Source organism: Streptomyces graminofaciens, from assembly GCF_030294945.1.
GTDB classification, from domain to species: domain Bacteria; phylum Actinomycetota; class Actinomycetes; order Streptomycetales; family Streptomycetaceae; genus Streptomyces; species Streptomyces graminofaciens.
The window spans coordinates 417837-440231 of sequence record NZ_AP018448.1 but is presented as its reverse complement, the minus strand read 5'-3'; the positions used below and the strand labels follow the sequence as shown (position 1 = coordinate 440231).

Annotated in this window: 22 protein-coding genes and 6 pseudogenes; 16 read left to right on the top strand and 12 right to left on the bottom strand. The window is 67.7% G+C overall.

Annotated elements, in window-relative coordinates; genetic code table 11:
* Positions 1-361: 361 nt before the first annotated feature.
* Positions 362-907: a hypothetical protein gene (locus SGFS_RS02235; RefSeq protein WP_286247152.1), complete on the top strand. Its 546-nt coding sequence runs from the start codon at positions 362-364 to the stop codon at positions 905-907.
* Here SGFS_RS02235 and SGFS_RS02230 read toward each other — a convergent pair.
* The 3 genes and pseudogenes from SGFS_RS02230 to SGFS_RS02220 form a co-directional block, all read right to left on the bottom strand.
* Complete coding sequence (locus tag SGFS_RS02230) at positions 864-1259, bottom strand: hypothetical protein (RefSeq protein ID WP_286247150.1); 396 nt, start codon at positions 1257-1259, stop codon at positions 864-866. The genes SGFS_RS02235 and SGFS_RS02230 overlap by 44 nt on opposite strands.
* 432 nt (positions 1260-1691) lie before the next feature.
* A pseudogene (locus tag SGFS_RS02225) lies at positions 1692-2491 on the bottom strand (maleylpyruvate isomerase family mycothiol-dependent enzyme).
* A 360-nt stretch (positions 2492-2851) separates the two neighbouring features.
* Positions 2852-4309 carry an NF041680 family putative transposase gene (locus tag SGFS_RS02220; RefSeq protein ID WP_286259736.1) on the bottom strand — a complete coding sequence of 486 codons (1458 nt, stop codon included), beginning with the start codon at positions 4307-4309 and terminating at the stop codon, positions 2852-2854.
* Between the two features lie 141 nt (positions 4310-4450).
* Here SGFS_RS02220 and SGFS_RS02215 point away from each other — a divergent pair, with 141 nt between their 5' ends.
* From SGFS_RS02215 to SGFS_RS02195, 6 genes are all read left to right on the top strand, one after another.
* Positions 4451-4888 carry a glutaredoxin domain-containing protein gene (locus tag SGFS_RS02215; protein WP_286247149.1) on the top strand — a complete coding sequence of 146 codons (438 nt, stop codon included), beginning with the start codon at positions 4451-4453 and terminating at the stop codon, positions 4886-4888.
* Between the two features lie 278 nt (positions 4889-5166).
* Positions 5167-5472 (top strand): hypothetical protein, encoded by a 306-nt coding sequence (locus tag SGFS_RS02210; protein WP_286247147.1) that lies wholly within the window; start codon positions 5167-5169, stop codon positions 5470-5472.
* Between the two features lie 21 nt (positions 5473-5493).
* Positions 5494-5742 carry an HNH endonuclease gene (locus SGFS_RS02205; protein WP_286247145.1) on the top strand — a complete coding sequence of 83 codons (249 nt, stop codon included), beginning with the start codon at positions 5494-5496 and terminating at the stop codon, positions 5740-5742.
* 599 nt (positions 5743-6341) lie between these two features.
* On the top strand, positions 6342-6791 hold the full coding sequence (locus SGFS_RS02200) for a hypothetical protein (RefSeq protein WP_286247143.1): 450 nt from the start codon (positions 6342-6344) through the stop codon (positions 6789-6791).
* Positions 6792-7857: 1066 nt separating this feature from the next.
* On the top strand, positions 7858-7947 hold the full coding sequence (locus tag SGFS_RS51230; RefSeq protein WP_350284070.1) for a hypothetical protein: 90 nt from the start codon (positions 7858-7860) through the stop codon (positions 7945-7947).
* A gap of 237 nt (positions 7948-8184) precedes the next feature.
* A complete protein-coding gene (locus tag SGFS_RS02195) occupies positions 8185-8712 on the top strand; it encodes a transposase (RefSeq protein ID WP_286247141.1) in 528 nt (175 codons plus the stop codon).
* A gap of 78 nt (positions 8713-8790) precedes the next feature.
* On the opposite strand, the gene SGFS_RS02190 is transcribed toward SGFS_RS02195, so the two are convergent.
* Complete coding sequence (locus tag SGFS_RS02190; protein WP_286247139.1) at positions 8791-9666, bottom strand: sigma-70 family RNA polymerase sigma factor; 876 nt, start codon at positions 9664-9666, stop codon at positions 8791-8793.
* Positions 9667-9752: 86 nt separating this feature from the next.
* On the opposite strand from SGFS_RS02190, the gene SGFS_RS02185 reads away from it, so the two are divergent.
* The 5 genes from SGFS_RS02185 (at position 9753) to SGFS_RS02165 (ending at position 13442) form a co-directional block, all read left to right on the top strand.
* Positions 9753-10211 (top strand): carboxymuconolactone decarboxylase family protein, encoded by a 459-nt coding sequence (locus tag SGFS_RS02185; protein WP_286247138.1) that lies wholly within the window; start codon positions 9753-9755, stop codon positions 10209-10211.
* Positions 10212-10318: 107 nt separating this feature from the next.
* The gene (locus tag SGFS_RS02180) at positions 10319-11155 is read left to right on the top strand and encodes a transposase family protein (protein ID WP_286247137.1); all 837 of its coding nucleotides are present in this window, start codon (positions 10319-10321) and stop codon (positions 11153-11155) included.
* 33 nt (positions 11156-11188) lie between these two features.
* Positions 11189-11764: a transposase gene (locus SGFS_RS02175; protein WP_286247136.1), complete on the top strand. Its 576-nt coding sequence runs from the start codon at positions 11189-11191 to the stop codon at positions 11762-11764.
* Between the two features lie 62 nt (positions 11765-11826).
* Positions 11827-12246, top strand: a complete 420-nt coding sequence (locus SGFS_RS02170; RefSeq protein ID WP_286247135.1) for a DUF4259 domain-containing protein — start codon at positions 11827-11829, stop codon at positions 12244-12246.
* Between the two features lie 290 nt (positions 12247-12536).
* Positions 12537-13442 (top strand): aminoglycoside phosphotransferase family protein, encoded by a 906-nt coding sequence (locus SGFS_RS02165; RefSeq protein ID WP_286247132.1) that lies wholly within the window; start codon positions 12537-12539, stop codon positions 13440-13442.
* A gap of 66 nt (positions 13443-13508) precedes the next feature.
* On the opposite strand, the pseudogene SGFS_RS02160 reads toward SGFS_RS02165, so the two are convergent.
* The 7 genes and pseudogenes from SGFS_RS02160 to SGFS_RS02130 form a co-directional block, all read right to left on the bottom strand.
* A pseudogene (locus SGFS_RS02160) lies at positions 13509-14259 on the bottom strand (transposase).
* Positions 14260-14580: 321 nt separating this feature from the next.
* Entirely contained in the window at positions 14581-15618 is a 1038-nt protein-coding gene (locus SGFS_RS02155; protein WP_434026004.1) for a LacI family DNA-binding transcriptional regulator, read from the bottom strand.
* A gap of 517 nt (positions 15619-16135) precedes the next feature.
* Positions 16136-16916, bottom strand: a pseudogene (locus tag SGFS_RS02150) (ATP-binding protein); the annotation flags it as partial.
* Complete coding sequence (locus SGFS_RS02145; RefSeq protein ID WP_286247130.1) at positions 16913-17050, bottom strand: hypothetical protein; 138 nt, start codon at positions 17048-17050, stop codon at positions 16913-16915. The pseudogene SGFS_RS02150 and the gene SGFS_RS02145, both read right to left, overlap by 4 nt.
* Before the next feature lie 175 nt (positions 17051-17225).
* Positions 17226-17480 carry a hypothetical protein gene (locus SGFS_RS02140; protein WP_286247129.1) on the bottom strand — a complete coding sequence of 85 codons (255 nt, stop codon included), beginning with the start codon at positions 17478-17480 and terminating at the stop codon, positions 17226-17228.
* Positions 17414-17707 (bottom strand): Mu transposase domain-containing protein, encoded by a 294-nt coding sequence (locus tag SGFS_RS51720; RefSeq protein WP_434028173.1) that lies wholly within the window; start codon positions 17705-17707, stop codon positions 17414-17416. The genes SGFS_RS02140 and SGFS_RS51720 overlap by 67 nt, the downstream gene beginning before the upstream one ends.
* A gap of 885 nt (positions 17708-18592) precedes the next feature.
* Positions 18593-19174: an AMIN-like domain-containing (lipo)protein gene (locus SGFS_RS02130; protein ID WP_286259734.1), complete on the bottom strand. Its 582-nt coding sequence runs from the start codon at positions 19172-19174 to the stop codon at positions 18593-18595.
* Positions 19175-19539: 365 nt separating this feature from the next.
* On the opposite strand from SGFS_RS02130, the gene SGFS_RS02125 reads away from it, so the two are divergent.
* The 4 genes and pseudogenes from SGFS_RS02125 to SGFS_RS51225 all read left to right on the top strand — a co-directional run.
* Positions 19540-19947 carry a YciI family protein gene (locus SGFS_RS02125; protein WP_286247127.1) on the top strand — a complete coding sequence of 136 codons (408 nt, stop codon included), beginning with the start codon at positions 19540-19542 and terminating at the stop codon, positions 19945-19947.
* An 8-nt stretch (positions 19948-19955) separates the two neighbouring features.
* Positions 19956-21133 (top strand): annotated as a pseudogene (locus tag SGFS_RS02120) (RNA polymerase sigma factor).
* A gap of 160 nt (positions 21134-21293) precedes the next feature.
* On the top strand, positions 21294-21599 hold the full coding sequence (locus SGFS_RS02115; RefSeq protein ID WP_286247124.1) for a barstar family protein: 306 nt from the start codon (positions 21294-21296) through the stop codon (positions 21597-21599).
* 64 nt (positions 21600-21663) lie between these two features.
* Positions 21664-21903: pseudogene (locus tag SGFS_RS51225) on the top strand (IS110 family transposase); the annotation flags it as partial.
* A 57-nt stretch (positions 21904-21960) separates the two neighbouring features.
* Here the strand turns inward: SGFS_RS51225 and SGFS_RS02110 are convergent.
* Positions 21961-22233 (bottom strand): annotated as a pseudogene (locus tag SGFS_RS02110) (transposase); the annotation flags it as partial.
* Between the last annotated feature and the right edge of the window lie 162 nt (positions 22234-22395).

Genomic DNA, 22395 nt, shown 5'->3' with positions numbered 1-22395 from the left:
GAGATCTTCGACTTCGTCGAGACCCTCTACAACAGACGAAACTTCAGCTCCCGACGTACTGCCCTGCGCCGACTTAACGAACACCACTACACACACCACCATGCTGGGCGCTAAATCTGCCACTAGCGAGGCAGGTAGTACAGGTCCTTCTGACAGGCAAGGACGAAGGCACCGAGGACGGTCCAAAAATGTTGGGAAGCCTCTCGGTTCACCTTGGCGTGCTCGAGCGATGGAAGGTGAAGCGGCGTAGAGGTTGTTGTCTTTCCGGGCTTGAGGACTGCGTTCTCGCTGGTCAGGCATAGGGTCGGCGGTCTCGTGGCAGTGGTGACGTGTCGTGTCGTTGCTTTGGTGGAGGTCGAGGATGCCGTCGGTCGTGGAACTGCTGGAACAGCGTGAGCTCACCGCTCGCCGTTGTGTCGACGATCTGCGGGAGGAGGTCGACCGCCTCCAGGCGGAGCTGGCCGTGGCTGAGCGGGAGTGGAACGAGTGGGTCATCGCCCGCTCACGCGTTGGCGAGGTACTGGCCCCGGGCAACGACGCCGTCGTCGGCCCCGCTGCCTCCGAGGGTCTGCCGGCTCCCGGTGTGCAACCGGCGCGGCCCGAACCGGCGGAGGCGGCGAAGCCGAAAACAGTGGTGACGGTGTGGCGCGCGGGGCTGGCCTGGTCGGCGCTGTCGGTGGACTACCAGCGCATCCTGCAGGCCCTCAGCGACCGTAACCGACTCGGTCAAGGAGCGTTGACATGCCAGGAGATGGCCGCCTGCTTCGGCCTGGACCCCGTACCGGGAAAGGTGGAGGCACTGCGATCGAAGGCCAAGCGGCTGATGGCGCGCGGCTGGCTGATCGAGCCGGCACCTGGCCGATTCACGCTCGCGAAGGACGTGGCCGGGCAACGCGGCGGGTCATGAGCATCGTCATCGACCAGTAGACCATCGCCTCCGCGCTGGCGATGGAACGCTCGAAGTCGGGCACGAGACGGCGACTTCGCATCAAGTGGGCGAAGAACCGCTCGACGATCCACCGCTTGGGCAGCACGACGAAGCCGCGCATGTCGTCGCTGCGTTTGACGATGGCGAGGACCAGGGCGAGGGCCGCGAGGCAGTACTCGACGAGGCTGCCGGTGTATCCGCTGTCGACCAGGTAGCGGATCGCGTCCAGCTTCGCGCGGTGGCAATAAGCCTCCGGTTGTCGGCCCCGGCCCCGCAGCCAGCCCGGCACCGGCAGCAGTGGCCGGACCACCGCCCACTCGGCGTCCGACATGTCGGTGGGATACCGACGCTCGCGCGCCCCGTGGTCTCTGGCGTTCCCGGACCTGTGAGCCAGACAGTCACACGCGAGAGTGGCCGAAGTGGACCCCACTCCCGCGTTGCCGTAGAAATGCGACAACAGGGCCTCCTGGACCGCACGTTGGCTTCGACACCCTTCGAGCTACCAAGAGGCCCTGCTCTCATGCACGGCAGCCGCCGCAGTCACCCGATCGACTGACTTCTCGACGAGATCGGGACGACGGCAGTCGCGTCGCTTCTCGTGATCGCTGGGACGGACAAATTCGCACTGCCCTCCAGGTAGACGGTCGGCTTGGTGACGCCCCGAGGCCGCCTCGCGGGTTTGAGCCCGGTGTCGCGACTGACGAACCTGGCGAAGAGTCGTGTCCTACCGGCTCGAGGCGCGGCCAACCGCCCCCGCTACGTCCTACTTCTCCTCCGGCTCCCAGGCGCGGAGCAGGTCGAGCAGCCCTGCGTCTCCGTCAACGTGCAAGGAGTCGGCCTGGATCCGGTCGTACAGGTAGAGGACCAGCTCACTGGCCGTGCCGTGGACGGAGGCGCCGGCTGCGTCCGAGTCCTCGCCGGTCGCGGCGGTGGGCGCGGGGATGCGGGTGGTGCGTGCGCCGTCGCCGTCGACGGTGAGGCGCCAGGAGCGGCCTTCGGCGGCGTGGAAGTCGAAGGCCGTGGGCTTGTGCGGCCAGGCACTCGGCGTTGCGCAGACGGTGAACAGGAACTCCTCCACACCGTCGAGTGCCAGCTCGACCGGCAGCGGCTGCGGGGCGCCCCCGGCGAGCTGGGCGTCGTAGGTGTGCACCGCGGTCTCCTGGACCCGGTGCCGGGCGGTGCCGCCGGCGGTCTGCGGTTGCTGGACGCGGGCCACCACGTCCAGCAACCGCTCTCCGGTCCCGCCGCGCGCAGGGCGCCCAGCAGAAGCTGCGTCGACGCGTCCAGCCAGGCCACCAGGGCCTCACGCTCCTGCGGCACTTCCAGCGCGGCGCGCGCGGCGACGGCCTCGGCCGGGGGCGCGTCGGCGGGCCCCGCGCCGACGATGGCGGCCCAGAAGCGGTCTCCCCCGCCCAGGTGCTTCACCAGATCGAACAGCGTCCACCCAGGGCAGGTCGGCACCTGTGCGTCGAGACCGGGCGCGGCGGCGACCACGGCGCGGAAGGCGGTCGACCGTTCATCGATCAGTCGCAACAGGTCGGGGAACTCAAGATTCTCTTCCACGCCGGATGTCTATCACCGTGCTCCGGTGATCGGACAGCGATTTTCGCAGTCACCGCCGGTTGGCCATTGCGGACGTCCTCGCCTCCCACCGCTCGGGTGGCAAGCTGCGCACTGCTGCGAGGACGCTGGTGGTGGCGGTACGCCAGGCGTCGTGCCTGTGGGCGCTCTGGCCTCGCCGCGCGGCCTGGCACCTCGGCGCCGTGACGTCCACCCGGTGCGCGCGGTCATGCTGCCGCTCGATGTGATGGACGCGGAGGTCACGACGGCGGGGGGAGGACCGGTCGGGTTGGGAGTTCAGGTGACTCCCGTTCGACCAGCACTCCTCAAGTTCGGAACAACAACAGCCACTAAGCTTGTTTTTTATGGTTTGGGAGCTTTGAGCTGATTACGTTCAGCGATGCTTTCTGGGCGTCTGGTCGATTTGCCCACGTCGTAACGGGTGGCGGGTCGTCGGTTTTTCGAGCCAAGTGGGCGTCCTCGGCCGGGAGTTGAGGGTTTGGGTGCACGGGCCGGACTGTGCAGGTTAGGGCGGAGGTTCCGAAACCCTCGGCGGACGCGGGCCGGGGTGAGCCGGGCGGGCTCGGCCCGCTTCTCCCAGGGGCGGCGGAGATCGGCCGCGGCCTCGCGCGTGAGCCGGAGCTGGGTATGCGCCGCGATCACGAGCCACGTCCACCGGTCCGCGGCCTCGGGACTACGGAGCCTGGGATGGGTCCAGCCGAGCGTCTGCTTCACAAAACGGAAAGTATGTTCAAGATCGAAGCGACTTAAGAACGCTTGCCACCGCAGGTCGACGTCCTCGCTGGTCATGCCGGTCTTGGAGGACCACAGCCAGACGGGCAGTGGGTCACCTCCGCCGGGCAGATGGTCCACCTGGAGGCGGATGAGGGTGCCCTCGATGATGGGGAGTTCGCCGTCGTGGTCGATCCACGCGCTGCGGGTGGTGAGCCGGGGGTGGATGCGGTCCCAGGCCATGGCCTGGGCGGTGCCGTAGCGGTCGGTGACCTGCACCGTCTCCGCGTCGGGCTCACCCCAGGTATCGGACCTGGCGAAGCGGAACTCCTTGCCGTGCTTCGGCGGTCGCCCGCCCTGGGGATAGGACAGGGCGTACTCCTTGAGTGAGGGTGTCGGCCGTCGCATCACACGGTCCGCACGCATCCGTCCCAGCACCTCGACGGGCAGGCCGTGGAGGAGGTAGGCCATGCGAGGGGCGTCGTAGCCAGCGTCGAAGACGACCAGGATGTCCGGGTCGCCCTCCTCCCACTGGCCCTGGCCGATCAAGTCGTTCACGACGCGGCGGACCTGCCGGGCGGTGACCTCGGCGACATCATCGTCGGGTCCGAGGCGAACCGCGTCCAGCAGCTGGCACCACGAGGTGCGGCCCGTCTCCAGCGCGGCGACGAACGAGTACGGCCAGCCGGGAATGAACTGGTCACTGGACCGTCCCGAGCGTCCGTAGACGTGGCAGAACAGACGGCCCGGGCTGGTCGGCGCGTCCGGACGCAGCCACGGCGAGACATCGACGGCCAGGGCCAGGCGCCCGTCGGCGGCCTTGGGCTGCGGCAGCACGGCCAGTGCCCTGCGCAGTCTGTCCGCGTCGATGCGGCCCTGGTTGAGCGCGTCGTACAACGCGCCGTGCCCACGCCGGTGTTCAGCCAGCAGCGTCAGGTCGACCGGCGAGGTCACCGGCCCGTTCTCGCAGAGCATCGCGTCCGTGACTTCGAACAACGTGTCACCGCGCCGGGTCAGGCATCCGTAGAAGTCCTCCCGAAAGTGGGACGTGAAGTCGAATGCCTCGTGCCGGGCATCGTGGTGCAGCAGACTCACCCCTGCGGCCTTCGTATGAGTGCGGTTCTGTGACGGAACGCATGCTCATGCGGGGGCCGTCCGCCTGTCCGGCGAATGCCCAGGTGCGCGGCCTAGTTCGAGGAGCATTTCGACTCATCGGTAGCCTGCATCACCATGATGCGCGCTTGGACCTTGCCGATGCTGCTGGTACTCAGCGGCTCAGTCGTCGCTGCTGGGCAGATCTTCAAGGGGAGCCCCGGCGCAGCCGCAGCACTCCTGCTGGCGTTCCTGGCGCTCGCCGGCGTGAACTCACCCCTGATCTTCCCGAGGTCGATCGGTGCGCAGGAGGCACAACGCCGCAGCGCGGTCGACGGCCGACCGGTCGTCTTCTGGCGGCCGGGCTGCAAGTACTGCATACGACTGCGCATCCGGCTGGGCCGCAACGCCCGCCAGTTGCACTGGGTCAACATCTGGCGCGACCCGACAGGAGCCGCAGCGGTGAGAGCAGCCAATGACGGCAACGAGACCGTGCCGACCGTCGTCGTGATGGGCCAGCCACACACCAACCCCGATCCCGAATGGGTGCGCGAACAGCTCTCCCCTTCCGCGTGATCAGAACCGCGGCCTATGACGAGGCACCCGCAGACACAAGCGCACAGAGGTTAAAAGACAAGCTAAGGCGGCACTGACCTCGGCGTCGACATCTACCACGCTCGTATTCCCGATCAGGAAGAGTTCGACCGTGGCCTCGTTCAGCGCGTCCCGGGTCTGGGGCATCGCCCGAGCTGCGGATGTACTCACTTCGCGTCACAGAACAGCAACATCATCGCCACGCGGCACACGTCCCGTGCATGATGCCCCGTCAGTATCGATCATTCTTGGGGGGAACCATGCGCACCCGTACAGCCATCACAGCCGCCCTGCTCGCCCTCGTAGCCACCACGGCCGCCTGCAGCAGTGACAAGGCCGACCCTGCCGCCTGCAAGGCCGCCATGGAGAAGCAGTTCAAGGACGCCGCCGACGGCAAGGAAGGCAGCCGACCGGACGAGTGCGACGGCATCGACGACAAGACGGTGCGGAAGTACGCCGCGGACATAGTCAGCGACCAGGCGAACAAGGAAGTGGAGAAGTCCCTCGACGACGTCGAGCAGGAGATTGACGACACTCTCGAAGATCTGGAGGCCTCCACACCCTGACCCCTACGGAGGAGGGCGCCCATGGCCGGCAACCCGCGCAACGGGCGCCCCTACCGCCGGCGCGTCGAGCGGCTCCGCGCCCAGCGGCTGCCGTGCTGGATCTGGGGTCACAACATCGGGTACGAACTCGACGCCCGACACCCGCTGTCCTTCACCCTCGATCACCTCGTGCCGCTCTCGCGCGGCGGCGGCCTCCTCGGCCTCACCAACACCCGGCCCGCACACCGACGGTGCAACTGCTCTCGTGGAAACCGGACCCCCGCCCCCTAGCACGAGCTACCACAGGTGGTGACACAGCGTGCTGCACGTCGGCACCGGCCCACCCGCCGCAGGCAAGTCCACCTGGATCGACACGCACACCACAGCGCGTGACATGGTCATCGACCTCGACCACATCACCTGCGCACCGACCGGCCCCGGGAGCCCCCGCCTGGTACCAAGGTCTTCCTCCAGCTGCGCGTCGCATACAAGGCCCGCTAGGCCGCCATGCGCGAGGCGTTCGAGCTACGCGACCGCGTCGACGTCTACCTCATCCGCATGGCATATGCGGGGCGGCCAGGCCTAGGCGAGCCGATGCACAACACCGGGGCTGTGGACGAGGCGCGGTGTTGTGCGGCGGATCTTGCGGCCTCCCGCCCGAGCGTGATCGCTGCCTGAGACCATCGGCCCATGGGTGTCGTGGTTTTTCACTGTGTGGGCGTCATCTGGTTCACCGCTAGGGGTGGGTTGTGCTGGGTGGTTGGTGTTTGTGGTGTCGTCAGTTCGGTGAAGGCTGCTGTCGTTTCCCGGGTGGGATGGATGGCGCTTGTATGGGTGGAGATTGGCGGATTCCGGGGCCGAGGTAGTAGGGGTCTGGCTACGCTCGGCGTGTGCCTTCGTTTGCGGGTGATCCGCGTCATGAGCGTCTTGTTGCTGTTCTTGTGCCGTTGCTGCGCCGGTCGTGTCCCCCTGGCGGGGGTGGCTTCGGCGGGTCGTACGAGCTGCGGTTGGCTGTGGATGAGGCCGAGGCGCTGGGTGGCATTGATTTGATCCGTTCGGCGATGCGTAGGGCCGCACGCTCGTTGGGCTGGACGCGGCCCCAGACGTTCGGTGGCTCCTATCCGCAGGTTGCTGTCGCGGGGGTGGTGGACCAGCGGGAGGTCCCGGATGAGTTTGCGTCGGCGGTCGAGGACTACCAGATGGGGCGGATGAGGGCTTCTGCCGAGGTGGTGTCTCAGACGCTCCGGGACGGTCGGCGCAGGGCGGTGCCGGGTTCTGTGTATGTGACGACGCAGGAGTTCCGTGCCGCCTTCGCTTCAACTGAAGGCGTGCCGGAGTGAAGCGTGGAGCGGGCGACTCGGCTGTTTCAGGGCGTGATCACGCGCCTGGAGCAGGGCGGTTGGCCGTTGGGCCTGGTGGATGAGGTGCACGTCTTCGGGTTGTACGTGTGGGGGCGCTGGAGCCGAGCGACGTCGGTGTCGTGGTTGAGCACGCTACGGACAAGCGGTGGCTCGGGGAGTCGCTGCGCGCGTCGACCAACGGGGCGTGATCCGTATGGGGGAATGCGTCAGGCGCCGCGTGGCCGAACTCGCGGTATCTCCTTCCAGTTCCGCAGGCGTGACACTCTGCGCGATGAGGGATGCGGCCTGTTCCTTTTGTGGAGCCAACGTGAGTCTGTCGACCTGGGCGGTGTGGTGCCGCACGGGGAGCGGCTGTTCGGCGCCGGCCAACCCGAGCGCTGTTTCGTAGACCTTGGCTGGAGCAGCTTCGGGCGCATGGGACACCTGGCGGACGGCGGGCTGGGCTGGCCGGAGGCCATGCGTCCTCACGACACCAAGCCCATGGGCGCACTCTTCATCCAGCCGTGCCGTGCTGACAGCCGCTGAACTCCACGAGTTCGTAACCACCAGTGGTATGGCAACACCTATTCGGCATTTTCCCCTCGATCGTGTGCCGGAGCCCGGTGTGTCGGTCTGAGTACGGGATGGCGTGGACAGCACCCCGCAAGACGGGACCTTGATGCATCGGGGGTGATGATGGTGTCCAGTTTGGCCCGTTCTTTCGATGAAGCCCTTTGAGTAACTGCCGCGTCTGGGGTGGGAGGGTGTGGTTTTGTGCGCGAAAATGGGCTCTGGTCCACTTTCGTGTGGACGAGCACACAGGGTGACTGTTGATCTTCGTGTGATGGCGGTTCAGATCGCCCGAAAATCGCCCGGCTGGATGGTGGTGTGGTCGACAGTACTTCGACGTGAACGATGTGCTGCCGCAGCTGGATGAGTTGCTGTTCTCCTCGGTCGAGGGCGTGTTGGTGGAGTCGGTCCGGGTGACTGAAACGGTCGTCCAGTCGAGGCTCGTACGACCGAAGAACGGGCGGCCTGCCCGGGGTGCGGACACTGGTCGGGGCGAATACATGGCTCCTACCTTCGGTTTCCTCGTGATCTGCCGACAGCGGGCCAGCTGGTCGTTGTGGAGTTACGAGTGCGACGGTTCGTCTGAGTGGTGGACTCCTGCCTTCGGAAAACGTTCGCTAAGCAAGTCCCCGGGCTCACGCGCCGGTTCGGACGGCAGACCGAGCGGCTGCGATCGACGCTGGTGTCGGTCGGCCTCGCGCTAGCGGGCCGGGCAGGCGCCCACAAGACGGATGCTTTCAAGGTCCCGGTCAGCAGGAACACATTGTTGAGGCTGATCGCCTCGCTTCCGGACCCTGTCACCTCCACGCCCCGAGTGGTCGGCGTGGACGAATACGCTCAGCGCAAGGGCCGTATCTACGGAACTGTGCTCGTCGACGTCGAAACACGTCGTCCGGTCGACCTTCTTCCCGACCGGGAGGCAGACACGCTCGCGGCTTGGCTCGCCGAGCGACCCGGCATCGAAATCATCTGCCGTGACCGGGCACCCTTCTTCGCCGAAGGAGCCACCCGAGGTGCCCCGCAGGCTCTCCAGGTCGCCGACCGATGGCATCTCTGGCACAACCTGGGCGAAGCCGCTGAGAAATGCGTCTACCGGCACCGCGGATCCCTGCGCCCCATGCCGGCTCAGCCCGAAGAACCGCAGGAGGAGGCAGAACCGGCCGCGTCGTCGCCCTGGCCGACAGGACACCGGTTCGCCGAACGCGCCCGCACCAAGCACGCCACCATCCACGCTCTCCTCGCCGCCGGACACAGCAAGCGGTCTGTGTCCCGGCAGCTCGGCATGACCCTCAACACGATCTTGCGCTTCTCCCGCGCCGCCGCCCCGGAGGAGATGTTCACCGGTCAGTGAGGTTTTCTCAGAGGCTAACGTCTCTGCGGGATCCGGCGTGGACCACTTCGAGCATGCGCGGCCTTCGCCGGAAGGGAGTCACACCGGGTTCGGCAGGCCCATGAGCGCGAGTTTGGCCGGGTCGACCACGGCGGTGATCTCGGTGATGTGGCCGTCGGCGACAGTGAAGGCAAGGAGGGAAAGCGGGGTGCCGTCCTCGCTCCAGGAGATGACGCCCGGGCGGCCGTTGACGGTCGCGGCATGTCCTCGTGCCGCACTGCCGGCCACTCGCGCGCGGGTGGCGACTTCGGTGGCCCCGAGCGTGACGAACGTGCCGTTCGGGGTGTGGACGGTGAACTTCACTTCGGGGTGGAGAACCTGCAGCAGCTGCTCGAACCGGCCGTCGCGGGCTGCGGCCAGGAAGGCTTGGACCACCTCGCGTTGTTGTCGTCCGGCGCTTGCCGGCTGCCGGCCGGCCTGTACCTTCCTGCGGGCGCGGCTGGCGAGCATTTTGGTCGCGTCGGCGGATTTTCCGAGAATGGTGCCGATCTCCGCGAAGGGCACGGCGAACACGTCGTGCAGCACGAACGCCAGTCGTTCGTCAGGGCGCAGCGAGTCGAGGACCGTGAGGAGCGCGAGGCCGACGGAGTCCCCGATTGCCGCGAGGTCTTCCGGAGCGGGAGCGTCGTCGAGCGTCACGGTGAATTCGGGTAGCTGGTCGTCGAAGGAGACTTCGGGGCGCGTCCGGCCCGACCGCAGGACATCGAGGCTGAGGCGGCCGACCACGGTGGTCAGCCAGCCGCCGAGGTTGTCGATGGTGTCGGTGTCCTGGCGGGAGAGACGCAACCACGCCTCTTGGACCACGTCTTCCGCATCGGCATGTGATCCGAGCATGCGGTAGGCGACGGCGCGGAGCCGGTCACGGTGGGACTCGAATGCATCGACGATCGGGTCCGCGGGATGGGCGCTGGCCATGTTGTTACCTCCGTGGAAGCTGCTTCGTCATAGGGATGACGCGCACAGGCGCCGCAACGTAACCCGATGAAGGAGAGCACTCCCACATGGAAAACCGGCTCAAGAACAAGAACACGAACAACCCCGATGTGTGGACCGCGGTGCAGCACCTCCACAAGGCGATCGCCGCCGGGGGCGTCGACCCGAAGCTGCTCGCGCTGGTCCACTTGCGCGCCAGCCAGATCAACAGCTGCTCGGCGTGCGTCTACGCCAGTGTGGCCGGCGGGAAGAAGGCCGGTGACACCGACGAGCGGCTGCACAACGTCGCAGCGTGGCGCGAGGCGCCGTTCTACACCGACGCGGAACGCGCGGCACTGGCGCTGGCCGAGGCCGCCACCCGGTTGCAGGACGGTGCGCCGGGCGTCACCGACGAGATCTGGGAAGAGGTCACCGCCCACTTCACCGAGGAGCAGATCGGCGCGATCAACCTGGAGATCGCGCTGACCAACTTCTTCAACCGGATCAACCGCACCATCAAGGAACCGGCCGGCAAGACCTGGGGCTGAGCCAGCGCGGCTCTTACCCACTGAGGCTTCCCCAGCAAAATGATCTCCGGGTGGCCCACGGGGCCGGGCAGGCGTGAAGCCCCTGGTAGGACTGGTCTGCCAAGATCATGTCCGCTCGAACCAGAGGCTTCACGTCGGTCACCTATGCTGCCGCGCTCGGCGTCCCACGCCACATCGTGGAGTTCCTCGCCCGGCTGCCGGCCGCCCACCGGCGCGGGATCGGCACCCCGAAGGGCTCTCGCGCCCTGGACCCGTTCCGCCAGGCCGTACGGGTGCTGCGCTGGTTCCGAGAACACGGCTGCGTGCACTGCCTGGCCCGGGACGCCGGGATCTCGCAGGCCACCGGCTACCGCTACCTCCATGAGGGCATCGGCGTGCTGGCCGCCCAAGCTCCTGATCTGCACGAGGTGTTGGACCTCTGCCGCGCCGAGGGGATGACACACGTGGTGCTGGACGGCACGCTGATCGCCTGCGACCGGCTGGCCGGGGTCCGGGAAAACGGCAACGATCTATGGTTCTCCCAGAAACACAAGAGCTTCGGCGGCAACATTCAGTTCCTGGCCACGCCGGACGGCACCCCGTTGTGGGTCTCCGATGTCGAGCCGGGTTCCACCCCGGACATCACCGCGGCTCGTATCCACGTGCTGCCCGCGCTGTACAAGGCCGCCGCCGACGGGCTTGCCACGCTCGCCGACAAGGGCTACATCGGCGCCGGCATCGGCATTCGCGTGCCCGTACGCCGCCCCAAAGGCCACTCCGAGACCGCCCTGGACCGAGGAACCCGCGCCATGAACGCGTTGATCAGACACATGAGGGCGCGCGGCGAGCGGACCGCGGCGGAACTGAAGGAACGCTGGCGAGCCCTCAAGCACGTCACCCTCAGCCCTAGCAGAATCGGCGACATAGCCCGCGCCGCACTCGTTCTCAATGGGCACTGGAAATGATCTTCACTGGGAAAACCTCAGTGGCAAAGCCGTGTGACCAGGCTCGACGACTACAAGCCTTACCTCGATCAGCGCTGGCAGGAAGGCTGCACCAACGCCCGGAAACTGTGGGAGGAGATCAAGGAACAGGGCTATCCACGCGGATACGCCAGCGTTCGCGACTATGTCAGCAGGACTCTTCGCGGCAAGCCCCAACCAGTCGGCCCTCGGCCGCCATCGGCCCGCGCCGTCACGCGTTGGATCCTGACGCACCCCGACGCTCTACCCGAAAGCGACCGGATCCAGCTCAAAGCCGCTTTGGCCAACTGCCCTGAACTGACAGCGCTCGCCGAGCACGTGCGCTCCTTCGCTTACATGCTCACTCACTTGCAAGGCGACCGACTTTCCGAATGGATCGAAGCGGCCAGCGCCACTACCGAACTGCCCAGTCTCCGCCACTTCGCTCAGCACCTCCTGCGCGACCTCGACGCCGTCATCGCCGGTCTCACCCTCCCCTGGAACTCCGGCGTCGTGGAGGGCCATGTCAACCGGATCAAAATGCTCAAGCGCCAGATGTTCGGCCGTGCGGGATTCGCCTTGCTTCGCAAACGAGTCCTCCTGGCCGCGTGAGTGTTTGTCAGTGTCTGCTGGAATGCTGGCTTCGTCCGCGAGAGCGATACCAGGAGCCGTGCATGGGAACGTGGGGAACAGGCCCATTCGACAGCGATCTCGCTGCCGACTTCGTCGATGAACTCGAGGGACTGACTTCTCAGAAGGTCATCGAAGTGCTCGAGCGAGCATTCCAGCGAGTCACGGATTCCGGAGCACGCGTGGATGGCGGCGACGGCACCGAGGCGGTGGCCGCCGCGGCTCTCGTTGCCAGCACAATCCCGGGCAGCGGGATTGTGATCGACCCTGATGACGGACCCAGAGAACCTCTGCCGCAGCTTCCGTTGACCATCCGCACGTCAGCCGTGCTCGCTCTGCAGTGTGTACTCCGAGACGGATCGGAACTGCTGACCGGCTGGGTGGACAGTGCCGACGCCGCTCAGTGGCGCCACGAAGTCCAACGGATCACGGAGGCCCTGGGGCCGATCGGTCACGAGCAGTAACCGCGCCACAAGAATGGGACCAGAGCCCGAGAATGGGGAACGTTTGTCGACGGTTTTGGGCAGCACTTAGCGATCAGAGCGATCAGCCAGCTCGAAAATGTCGATGAGATCCGACAATGGTGCTTGATGGGCCGCACCGCTGCGGGGGTCGTCTGTCTGGTCTCGGTGACCCCCGTGGCTGACCCGCTATGGCATTCAGGGGCACCGCACCAAGTGCCGGACTTCCGGCAGGCAACGTTACGCGGCAGAAATGGGTTGCAGTTGAAGATCGTGATGCGGATGCTTCCACCATGAAGATGCACGCCAACCAGCTGACGGTGTCACCTGAGACGGTGCGCATGTTGGTAGAGCAGCAGTTTCCTGAGTGGCGGAGCCTGCCAGTCAGGAGCATCGCGGCGCAGGGTACGGTCAACGCCGTCTTCCGTATTGGCGATCGGTTCGCAGCCCGATTACCTCTTGAGTCCGCAGACGTCGAGTCGACGCGGCGCTGGCTGGAGTCCGAAGCGGAGGCGGCTCGCGAGCTGGCAGGTCGCACGCGTTTCCCCACGCCCGATCCGGTCGCGCTTGGTGAACCTGGGGCAGATTACCCGCTTCCGTGGTCGGTGCAGACGTGGCTGCCCGGCGTCGTGGCCGCCAACGAGGACCCAGGCGAATCGTCTGCGTTTGCCCGTGACTTGGCCGATCTCATCGGCGACCTACGCGCGATCGACACGCACGGCCGCACGTTCGCCGGCACAGGTCGAGGAGGCGACCTGCAGTCCCATGACGCGTGGATGGAGACCTGTTTCAGACACAGTGAGCAGCTCCTGGATGTCCCTCGGCTGCGCCGTATCTGGGCAACTTTGCGTGATCTGCCGCGAGGTTCGGCTGAGGACGCCATGGCCCATTGCGATCTGATTCCCGGCAACGTGCTCGTGTCCGCTGGTCGGCTTGCGGGGATTCTCGACGTTGGCGGCTTCGGGCCGGCTGACCCTTCGCTCGATCTTGTGAGTGCGTGGCATTTGCTCGAGGCTGGGCCGCGGCAGGTGCTCCGTGATCACCTGGGTAGCGACGACCTTGAATGGGAGCGAGGCAAGGCGTGGGCTTTCGTTCAGGCGATGGGGTTGGTCTGGTACTACGTCAAAAGCAACCCGGTCATGAGCCGGACGGGTCAACGATCCTTGGAACGTATTCTGGCGGACAAGTCGCTCGCGTGACTTGAAGCGGCTGCTGGTCGCGGGTGAGGAAATCTTGATGGGGCCGTGTGCAATCACTGAGCTCTTTCAGCGTTGCCGCTCCGGGTGAGGGCTGCGGCGGCGATCGACGGCATTCGATTCGGGCTGCATCGGGACCGGCGGAAGATCCGCCACGACTTCAGTCGTGCTACGCCACGCTCGACCGGTGCCCGTGCCGCGGACAGCGCGCGGTTGACGGTTTGCTGGGTTGGTGTCAGTTCGCGGCCCGGTGGGCGTCTGAAGGGGTGTCGTCACCCACGAGCCGGCGTCCATGTAGGCCCGGTCAGCGAGGACCGGGACGCTCTGGCGTTCGTAGATCCGGATGATCCGGTGGGCGCGGGCCGCGGTCAGGTCGTGGGCTCGGTCGGGCAGAGCGGGCGAGAGTCACAGCAGCCGGCCGGCCGGGTCGGTCACCTTCTGCACGTTCACTCCGTGCCGGCGGTGCTTGGGGGAGTGGTCGGCCCGGCTGTCACCGACCCGGTCGTACTCCCCGAGAATGCCGTCCAGCAGGACGTAGTCGGGGGTTGGCTTCGCGCAGGGTCCGCAGCAGGCCGTGCGCTCGGCCGACGAGCAGATTGATGACGGCCGACGCGTAGGCGTGGGCGGTGCTGACACGGATACCGAAACCGGCGGCGATCCGGGCGAGGGTGTCGTGCCGGCGCAGGTACACCAGGCCGACCAGCGCACGCTGGTGCGGCGGGAGCTTGCGGCGGCGGTCACGCTCGCGGGTGGCGATGCGCATGGTGGCCCACTCGACCAGGGCGTGTGGGAGGCCGACTGCGGCAGGATACGGAACCAACTCGGCTCCTGTGCCTGTGGGTTGAGACTTCGAACTCCTCCCCCAACGGCACGGGAGCCTCGTGCGTTGCGCACACCAACGTCACCCGATCGGTGGCCGTGCTGAAAACCCTCACTCTCTGAACCTCCCGCCGTCACCTGACGGTCCGGCCCGTCCCGACGAAGACCAGAACGGAGGAGACCCGCACCACCCCGGGCCGTGGAACCCGGCGCAGCCGCAGCGTCACGCGACGGCCCACCCCCGACGTCAGAGGACGTTACGGGCGAACCACCGGGCCGCTCAGCGGCCGAACCCCGCTGACGGAGCGGGGTCAAAGGTGGATCACGTCGTGCCGCGGACAGTCAAGCTTGGTGTCAGGACGATAGGGGGTGGCAGTTCGCCTGCGAGGAGTTGGTCGACTTGGTGGATGGCCAGTTCGCCCAGCCGTCGCTTGTCGAGGTGGAGGGTGGTCAGTGGCGGGTCGACCAGATCGACGACGCTCAGCCCGTCGTAGCCGACCAGTGCGCAGTCTTCCGGTACTTGGACGCCGAGTCGGCGGGCGGCCCGGAGCGCGCCGATCGCAACCAGGTCGTTGAAGGCGACCACGGCGGTGAGGTCTGGGCGCGCGGCGTACAGCGCCTCGAACGCGGCGGCGCCCCCGGCCGGGGACTGCTCACCCATGACAACCCAGCCCTCGTCGACAGGCAGCGCATGTTCGCCGACGACCTCGAGGAAGGTGCGGCGCCGGAGCATCGGGGCGCTCACGCACTCGCAGTCGATCATGCCTATCCGGCGGTGACCCCGGTCGATGAGGTGCTGCATCCCGGCCCTGATTCCGGCCGCGGTGTCGATGTGGACCAATGCGTGGTTCGACGAGTCCAGCCCGCGATCGACCAGAACCAGCGGCACGGTGCCCACGTACGGCTCGAGCTGCGCATCGGGATGGCTGATGTAGCCGACAAGAGCGTCAACCTGTTGGCCGAGAGAGCGGACCAAGGCCAGCTCCCGAGACCGATCGTTCTCGGTGCTGGCCACGAGCACCTGCCAGTCCCGTTCGTCCGCGGCCGCAATCACACCTGCCACGAACTCTGGGAAGAAGGGGTTGACCACGTCGGGGACGATGAGCCCGACGGATACGACGTCCGGGCGGACCAGCCCCCGGCCGAACCGGCTGGGCCGGTACCGCAACTGCCTTGCGACATCGAGCACGCGTTGCTGAGTCCCCGGGTCGATCTCCCCCTTGCCGTTGATCGCCCGGGAGACGGTCTGATGGGACACGCCTGCCGCCTGAGCAACGTCGCGGAGCGTGACGCGCTTGACGGTTCTCACACCCCGCGCCCGCTGGTCTTCCGTTTCCCGCTGTCCGGCCACGCTGCCCACTCACTTCTGTTCCTGTGCCGCCCTGTGTCCAAGTCAATCAGGTTCACCGGTCTGCCGCGCCATCACCAGCCCGGCACTGCCACGAGAGCAAGGCGGCGCCAGAACGCCACCTGCGGATCGTGAGCCGTCCGGCGGCGGGCGTTGACGGAATCTGCTCGCCTGCGCAAGAATCCCGTTAACGGTCACGTTAACGGTAACGGACGAGCGAAGGAGAGCACAGTGGCTTCGTTGAGGGGCCCCCTGCCGCACGAGCCCCACCCGATGTTCCGTGGCGTGTTCCGCACCTGGCACGCAAAGGCCGGCGTTTTTTCGGCGCTGCCCGACGCACCTGTGGAGCCGGATGATCCGCAGCCTTGGTGGCGCCAACTGAGAGTTCGGCGGCAGAAGCCGAGCAGCGGTGGATCTTCGCCCAGTCGGTCCACGGCGCGTCCCCGGGGCTGCCCTGCTCCCATTGGGGATGGTCGGAGCTGACAAGAAGTGTTCGCCGTCTTTTTCGCGGTACTTCATCCCGCGTGTCCTGGGCTTGGGCGGCCCTGGCGCTGGCGAGTCGGTAGGATTCCGTGCCGGTCTCGATGATGTTCCCGCCGAAGGGGAGGTGGTCGTTGAGGGCCGCGCAGAGTCGGGGATCGGTGAACGTTATGGTCCACCCGCCGAACGACTCGTGGGAGGCGATGGCGACGCTGTTCTTCTCCTCGCGTTCGGTGAGCACCTGGAACAGCAGCTCAGCGCCCCTGCGGTCCAGCTTGATGCAGCCCAGCTCTCCTATGCAGAGAAGATCAACTCGCCCGTAGCGGGCGATGGTCTTGGTCAGGATCTTCTCGTCCGCCGCTTCAACGAGCTCGTTGACCAGCTTGGTGGCGAGTGTGCAGCGGACACGGAAGCCCGGCCATTGCGGCCTCGGCCCCGAGCGCGATGAGCAGGTGGGACTTGCCGCTGCCCGAGTCGCCGATCAGACAGAGCAGCAGGCCCTTCTTGACCCATTCGCAGGTCGCCAGGGGTGTGGATGACCGCAGCGTCGATGTTCCCGTCGGCCTCGAAGTCGAAGGCCCGCAGCGAATTCTCCCGTGGGAACTGCGCCGCCTTGATGCGCCCGTCCGGAGCGGTGGCGGGCCGGTCGTCGCACTCGGCCATCAGCGGTTCGGCGAGGAACCCGCGATAGGACATCTGGTCCCGGGCGGCTGCTTCGGCCAGTTCGGGGAACTGGGCCCGGAGGTGGGCAGCCTGAGCATGAGGCATGCCTGTTCGACGGCGGCAGCAGCGGCCTGTTCGGTCAGCCCGCGGTGGCGTTTGAGTGTCACGGCATCTCTCCCTTGGCAGCGGGGCGGTCGGCCACCTGCCTGGCTATCAGCAGCCGGTCGTAGGCCGCGATCGGAGGCAGCGGCCGGGTGTCGGCCGGCAGCTGCGCCAGCCGCCGTTCGGTCAGGGAGGTCACGTTCGTCCGTTCCGGCTCCACGGGGACAGCAGGAGCCGCGACCTCGTCGGCTTCGGCCGCCTTCCAGGCCTCCAGGGCGACAGCGTCTGCGGTCAGAGCGCAGCCCGCAAAGCGGAGGCAAGTCCGGCGACCAGGTGTTCGTGAGGGACGTGGCGGCCCATCAGCAGGACCTCGATCAGTGCCCGGGTGGCGTCCCGCTCGCCATGGGCAGCCTTCGCCGCCTCCCACCAGGCGTCATGGACGGCGTGAACTTCCCTGCAGAACGAGCCTGTTCGAGGGCGGTGGCCCCGGGAAACGCACCGGACTTGCGGACCAGGGCTTCCCGGTAGTGGTCCAGATCCAGCCGAGCCTGCCCCTTGGCGATCAGCCGTTCATGGCGGGCGACCTCCTGCTGGCCGTCGTAGACCACCAGCTCGTACGCGTGCAGCATCGCCTCACCGTCCGCCCGATCAGCCGCACCGGCACCGAACGGCGGTTGGTACGGACACTGATCTGGCTGAAGCGGTCCACCCGCAGGCCGAACAGCCTCCCCGTGTCGAAGGGATCGTCGGGCAACGGCTGCAGCAGTGGCCGTTCAACGGCGTAGTACTCGCTCACCGGCCGGGGACGGGAGCCGATCCGGCGCTGTTCGTCTTCCTCATCCCACTGCTCAATCATCGCGTTCAGCTCGGCGAGGGAGGCGACTTCAGGGACGGGGACCATGTGATTGCGGCGGAACCAGCCGATCTGCCCCTCAACCCCGCCCTGTCGAAGATCCGCTTGACCGTGTGACGCTGCTTGCGCGGCGCAGCCAGATCCGCCCGGAGCATCTCGTCGATCAACGGCTTGTAGGCATCCAGACGGGTCCCACGCGGCCGCGGCTTCTTCCGGGGCTCCGGCCAGACCGACTCCAACGCCGCCTTCACCGTGCGGAATCCGACTCCGTACTCACGCATCAAGGCCCGGTATGACATCCCCGCCCGGGCGTCACGGCGGATCGCAGCGTACAAGTCGACCTTGGACTTCGGTGGCGCCATGGCAGCCTCATCCCGCAGAGCACGTCCATGCTCCCACCGCAAGCCCCCGGTGTTGTCAGAACTCAGAGACATCGCCCTCCGGCGAAACCGGGCGTTCCCCGCTCTGAGCAACAAGTGGTGTCAGCTCCCACGTAGAAAAACCAAGGGTGCGCGGCAGATTCCCGGCGGGACGTCTGCCGTCCTGGCTCGGCGAGCACGAACTCGGCGTCCATGCCGGGGACGGACGTACCGGCCTGGCTGGAGCCCTGAGCCGGTAGCGCACCACGGACCGAGACTGGGGCGGACCTGGCCGACCGCCACGGCGCCCCGATCCGCCGGCCCGTGCTGTGCGCCGGCGGGGTCCTCGACGCCTTGACCGTGTGGCTGGCCGACACGGTCGAGGCAAACGCCATCGCACTTCCGGGCCCGACCTCCTCCTACGTCCTCGACGGCTGCGGCCCCTTGGATCCAGCGGGAACGCCCCGAGGGGGCCAACCGGCTCCTGACCGGCTGGCTCGCCTCCCTCGAGGTCTGACGCCGGCGCGCCTCAGCGCGCTCCGGTCCAGTTGTGGGCGACGTCAATGATCACGTGGCCGTCCACCCGCAGGACCCGGAACGGCAGCCGGGCCCGGACGCCGAGCCCGAGCTGGGTGTCGCCCTCGAAACTGCCGGCGAACCGTGCGTCCCGGAAGGTGCGGTATCCGGTGAGGTCGACGCCCGGCAGTGGACGGCCGGCCTTCGCGGGATAGGTGGGCGCCCCGGTGTCGGGGTCGTAGCTGGGCGCCGTCACCCGCACCTCCAGGACGGCTCCACCGCCGACGCGTATGAGGCGGCCCGATCCGTCCTGGTAGAGGTGTTTGACGTACCTGACGGAATAGCCGAGGTGGCTCCTGCCCGCGCCGGGGATGTCGATGACCATCCGGTCGTAGCAGGCGTGGCGGCCGGTCCTGACGTTCGTCACCGGCGTCGTCGTGCCGGCTGTGCGTGTCTTGGCGCCGCTGCCCCAGCCGGTGGGGCAGGCGGTGCTCTGCGCGGCGGCGACCGGCGCGGCGTCCGCCGGTAGTGCGGTCACTCCCAGTGCTGTGGCAACAACCGTGAGTGCCACCCATGCTGCTCTGCTTCGTCTCATCATGTCCTCCGAAGCGTGTTTGGTGCTGATAGTGCTTGAGACATGGGAGGTGGCTGAAAGGTTGCGGTTTCTGGCCGGTTATCTCCGAGGCTGGTCGGCTTCGATGGGGAGGCGCCCTCGGCCACGAGGAAATGCCGGTCGAGGACCACGGTGCCCTCGTCGCTGCTGTCGCCCGGCACAGGACCAAACGACCCACCCCCGAAGCCGCCGACCGCGACCTTGGTCCGGTTGTCCGCCAGCTGCTGATCAGGCTTGTCTGCAAAAGCCCGAGACATTTCGACGGCGATGTCGAGAACCCGCGTCCGGCTCCGTCCCCGGGGTGAACGCGACCACAATGGGTCGCATCAGCACCGAGGAGAACCGTCATGGCCAAGTACCTGCTGCTGAAGCACTACCGTGGCGCTCCGGCCGCGGTCAACGACGTGCCGATGGACCGGTGGAGCCCGGAGGAGATCGCGGCGCATGTGCAGTACATGAACGACTTCGCGGCCCGGCTGGAGAAGGCCGGCGAGTTCGTCGACGGTCAGGCGCTCGCCCCCGAGGGGGCGTGGGTGCGCTACGACGGTGAGGGGCGCCCGCCGGTCACCGACGGCCCGTTCGCCGAGACCAAGGACCTCATCGCCGGCTGGATGATCATCGACGTCGACAGCTACGAGCGCGCCGTCGAGCTGGCCGGGGAGCTGTCGGCCGCCCCCGGGGCGGGCGGCAAGCCGATCCACGAGTGGCTGGAGCTGCGCCCGTTCCTGACTGCCCCGCCCACGATCACGGAGTGACCTCCCCGATGGACGAGGCCCTGCTGCGCGGCCTCACACCGAGCGTGCTCACCGTCCTCGTCCGCCGCGGAGCCGACTTCGCGGCGGCCGAGGACGCCGTGCAGGACGCGCTCGTCGAGGCACTGCGCGTCTGGCCGGCCGACCCGCCGCGGGATGCCAAGGGCTGGCTGGTCACCGTGGCCTGGCGCAAGTTCCTCGACGCGGCACGCGCGGACACCGCCCGCCGTCGGCGGGAGGACCGCGTCGAGGAGGAGCCGGCACCCGGGCCCGCGCCCGCGGCCGACGACACGCTCCAGCTCTACTTCCTGTGCGCCCACCCCTCGCTGACGCCGTCGTCCGCGGTCGCGCTCACCCTGCGGGCTGTCGGCGGGCTGACCACCCGCCAGATCGCCCAGGCCTACCTCGTGCCCGAGGCGACCATGGCGTGGGGGTACCTCCCACGCCCTTAAGGCAGTGGGGGAGCATCAGCCGGGCCAAGCGCACCGTCTCCGGCGTACGCTTCGACCGGCCCGGCGACGTCGCCACCGTGCTGCGCGTCCTCTACCTGGTATTCAACGAGGGCTACTCCGGCGACGTCGACCTCGCCGCCGAGGCCATCCGCCTCACCCGGCAGCTCGCGACCGCGATCGACCACCCCGAGGTGGCGGGGCTGCTCGCCCTCATGCTGCTCCACCACGCCCGTCGCGCCGCCCGGACCGCGCCCGACGGCAGCCTGGTACCGCTCGCCGAGCAGGACCGCGGCCGCTGGGACACGAAAGCGATCGCCGAGGGCGTCGAGATCCTCCAGGAGGCCCTCGCCCGCGACCGGCTGGGCGAGTTCCAGGCCCAGGCCGCCATCGCCGCCCTCCACGCGGACGCGCCCACCGCCGAGGAGACCGACTGGGTGCAGATCGTCGAGTGGTACGACGAGCTCGCGCGCCTGACCGACAGCCCGGTCGTCCGGCTCAACCGCGCGGTGGCCGTCGGCGAGGCCGACGGACCGCGCGCGGGCCTGGCGGCGCTCGCCGCGCTGGACGCCTCACTGCCCCGCCACACCGCGGTGGCCGCACACCTCCACGAACGCGACGGCGACCTGGCGACGGCGGCACGGCTGTACGCCGAGGCGGCCCGAAAGGCACCCAACCTCGCCGAACGCGACCACCTGACCCGCCAGGCCGCCCGGCTCAACACCCGCCGATGCCGCTGACGGGCCGCGTCGCCCCCATCCGGCAGGCACGCCGCCCCGACACCACGAACCCCTGTTGACCTGCTTCAACACGCAGATTCAACAAAGAACTCCAGGAGGACCTAGGGCCTGTCTCTTTGGAGTGCCGCCGCCTTGGATGAGGGTTGATTACTCTGTCGTGATGACCAAGAGAATTGAGTCGGAACTGGTGGTTGACCTGCGGGGTAGGCCGATCGAGACGCTCGACGACTTCTGGGACGCCGTGACTGAGCCTTGCGGGCTGCCGGAGTGGTTCGGCCGGAGCACGGAAGCCTGGCGGGACACCATCCAGACACGAGGCATCTCCGAGGTCATCGACAGCTACGACGTCCTGGTCGTGCACGTGGACAAGCGAGGAGTCTTCGCCACCCGGAACCGGGAGGCCCGAGCCCTGCGAAGTGCCTTTTCGGGGAAGCAGTCGCGACTGGTCGTGCACGAGTTGCTCTGATCACCGCGTCGAGCGGGACCAGATCAGGATCGCCGCCAGGTGCAGAGCCGCCTCGTAGGCCAGGATCCGTATCGACCCCCGCAAGTCGTCCCACACCGCCGTCGCCGTCGACGCCGCAGGACACCAGCTCGCCCAACGGCGCTTCGTCGTCAGCGCAGGGACCGTCCGGCAGCTGATGTGCTGGTGCGAGCGGTGGCCCGAGCGCCGCTTCGCCGTCGAAGGAGCCAAGGGTCTCGGCCGCAGCCTCGCTCAGCAGCCGGCCTCCGCCGGCGAGCACGTGGTGGACGTGCCCTCCACCCTCTCCGCCCGGGCCCGGCTCCTGGCCACCGGCGGGGACCGCAAGACCGATGCGGCCGACGCCCTGCACGAAGACGCCAGCCTGGTCGCACTTGGCGAAGTAGCCGTACACCGTGGCCCACGGGGTGAAGTCGTGCGGGAGGTAGTGCCACGGGATCCCGGTGTGGTCCACGTACAGGATCGCGTTCATGATGTTCCGCAGGTCGTGCTCGGGCGGGCGTCCGATGTCCAGGGCGCGTCGGCGCCGCTTGGCCCGCCAGGCCGTGAGCGTCGGCTCGATCAGCTCCCAGCGCGCGTCGGAAAGGTCGCTTGGGTAGCCGCCGCGGGGGGGGGGCATGTTTCTGATGTACCGCGTGACGGCCACGTCGGCCGGGGGTTAAAGGGCAGCAGGCGGGCGCGTGTCGGGACGAGACAGGAGGAGCCGACGGTGAAACGATCCTCTGCTTTCACAGAGCAGACGGACACCTCATCAGCCCCTCCAGCCTCCGGAGGCGGGTAA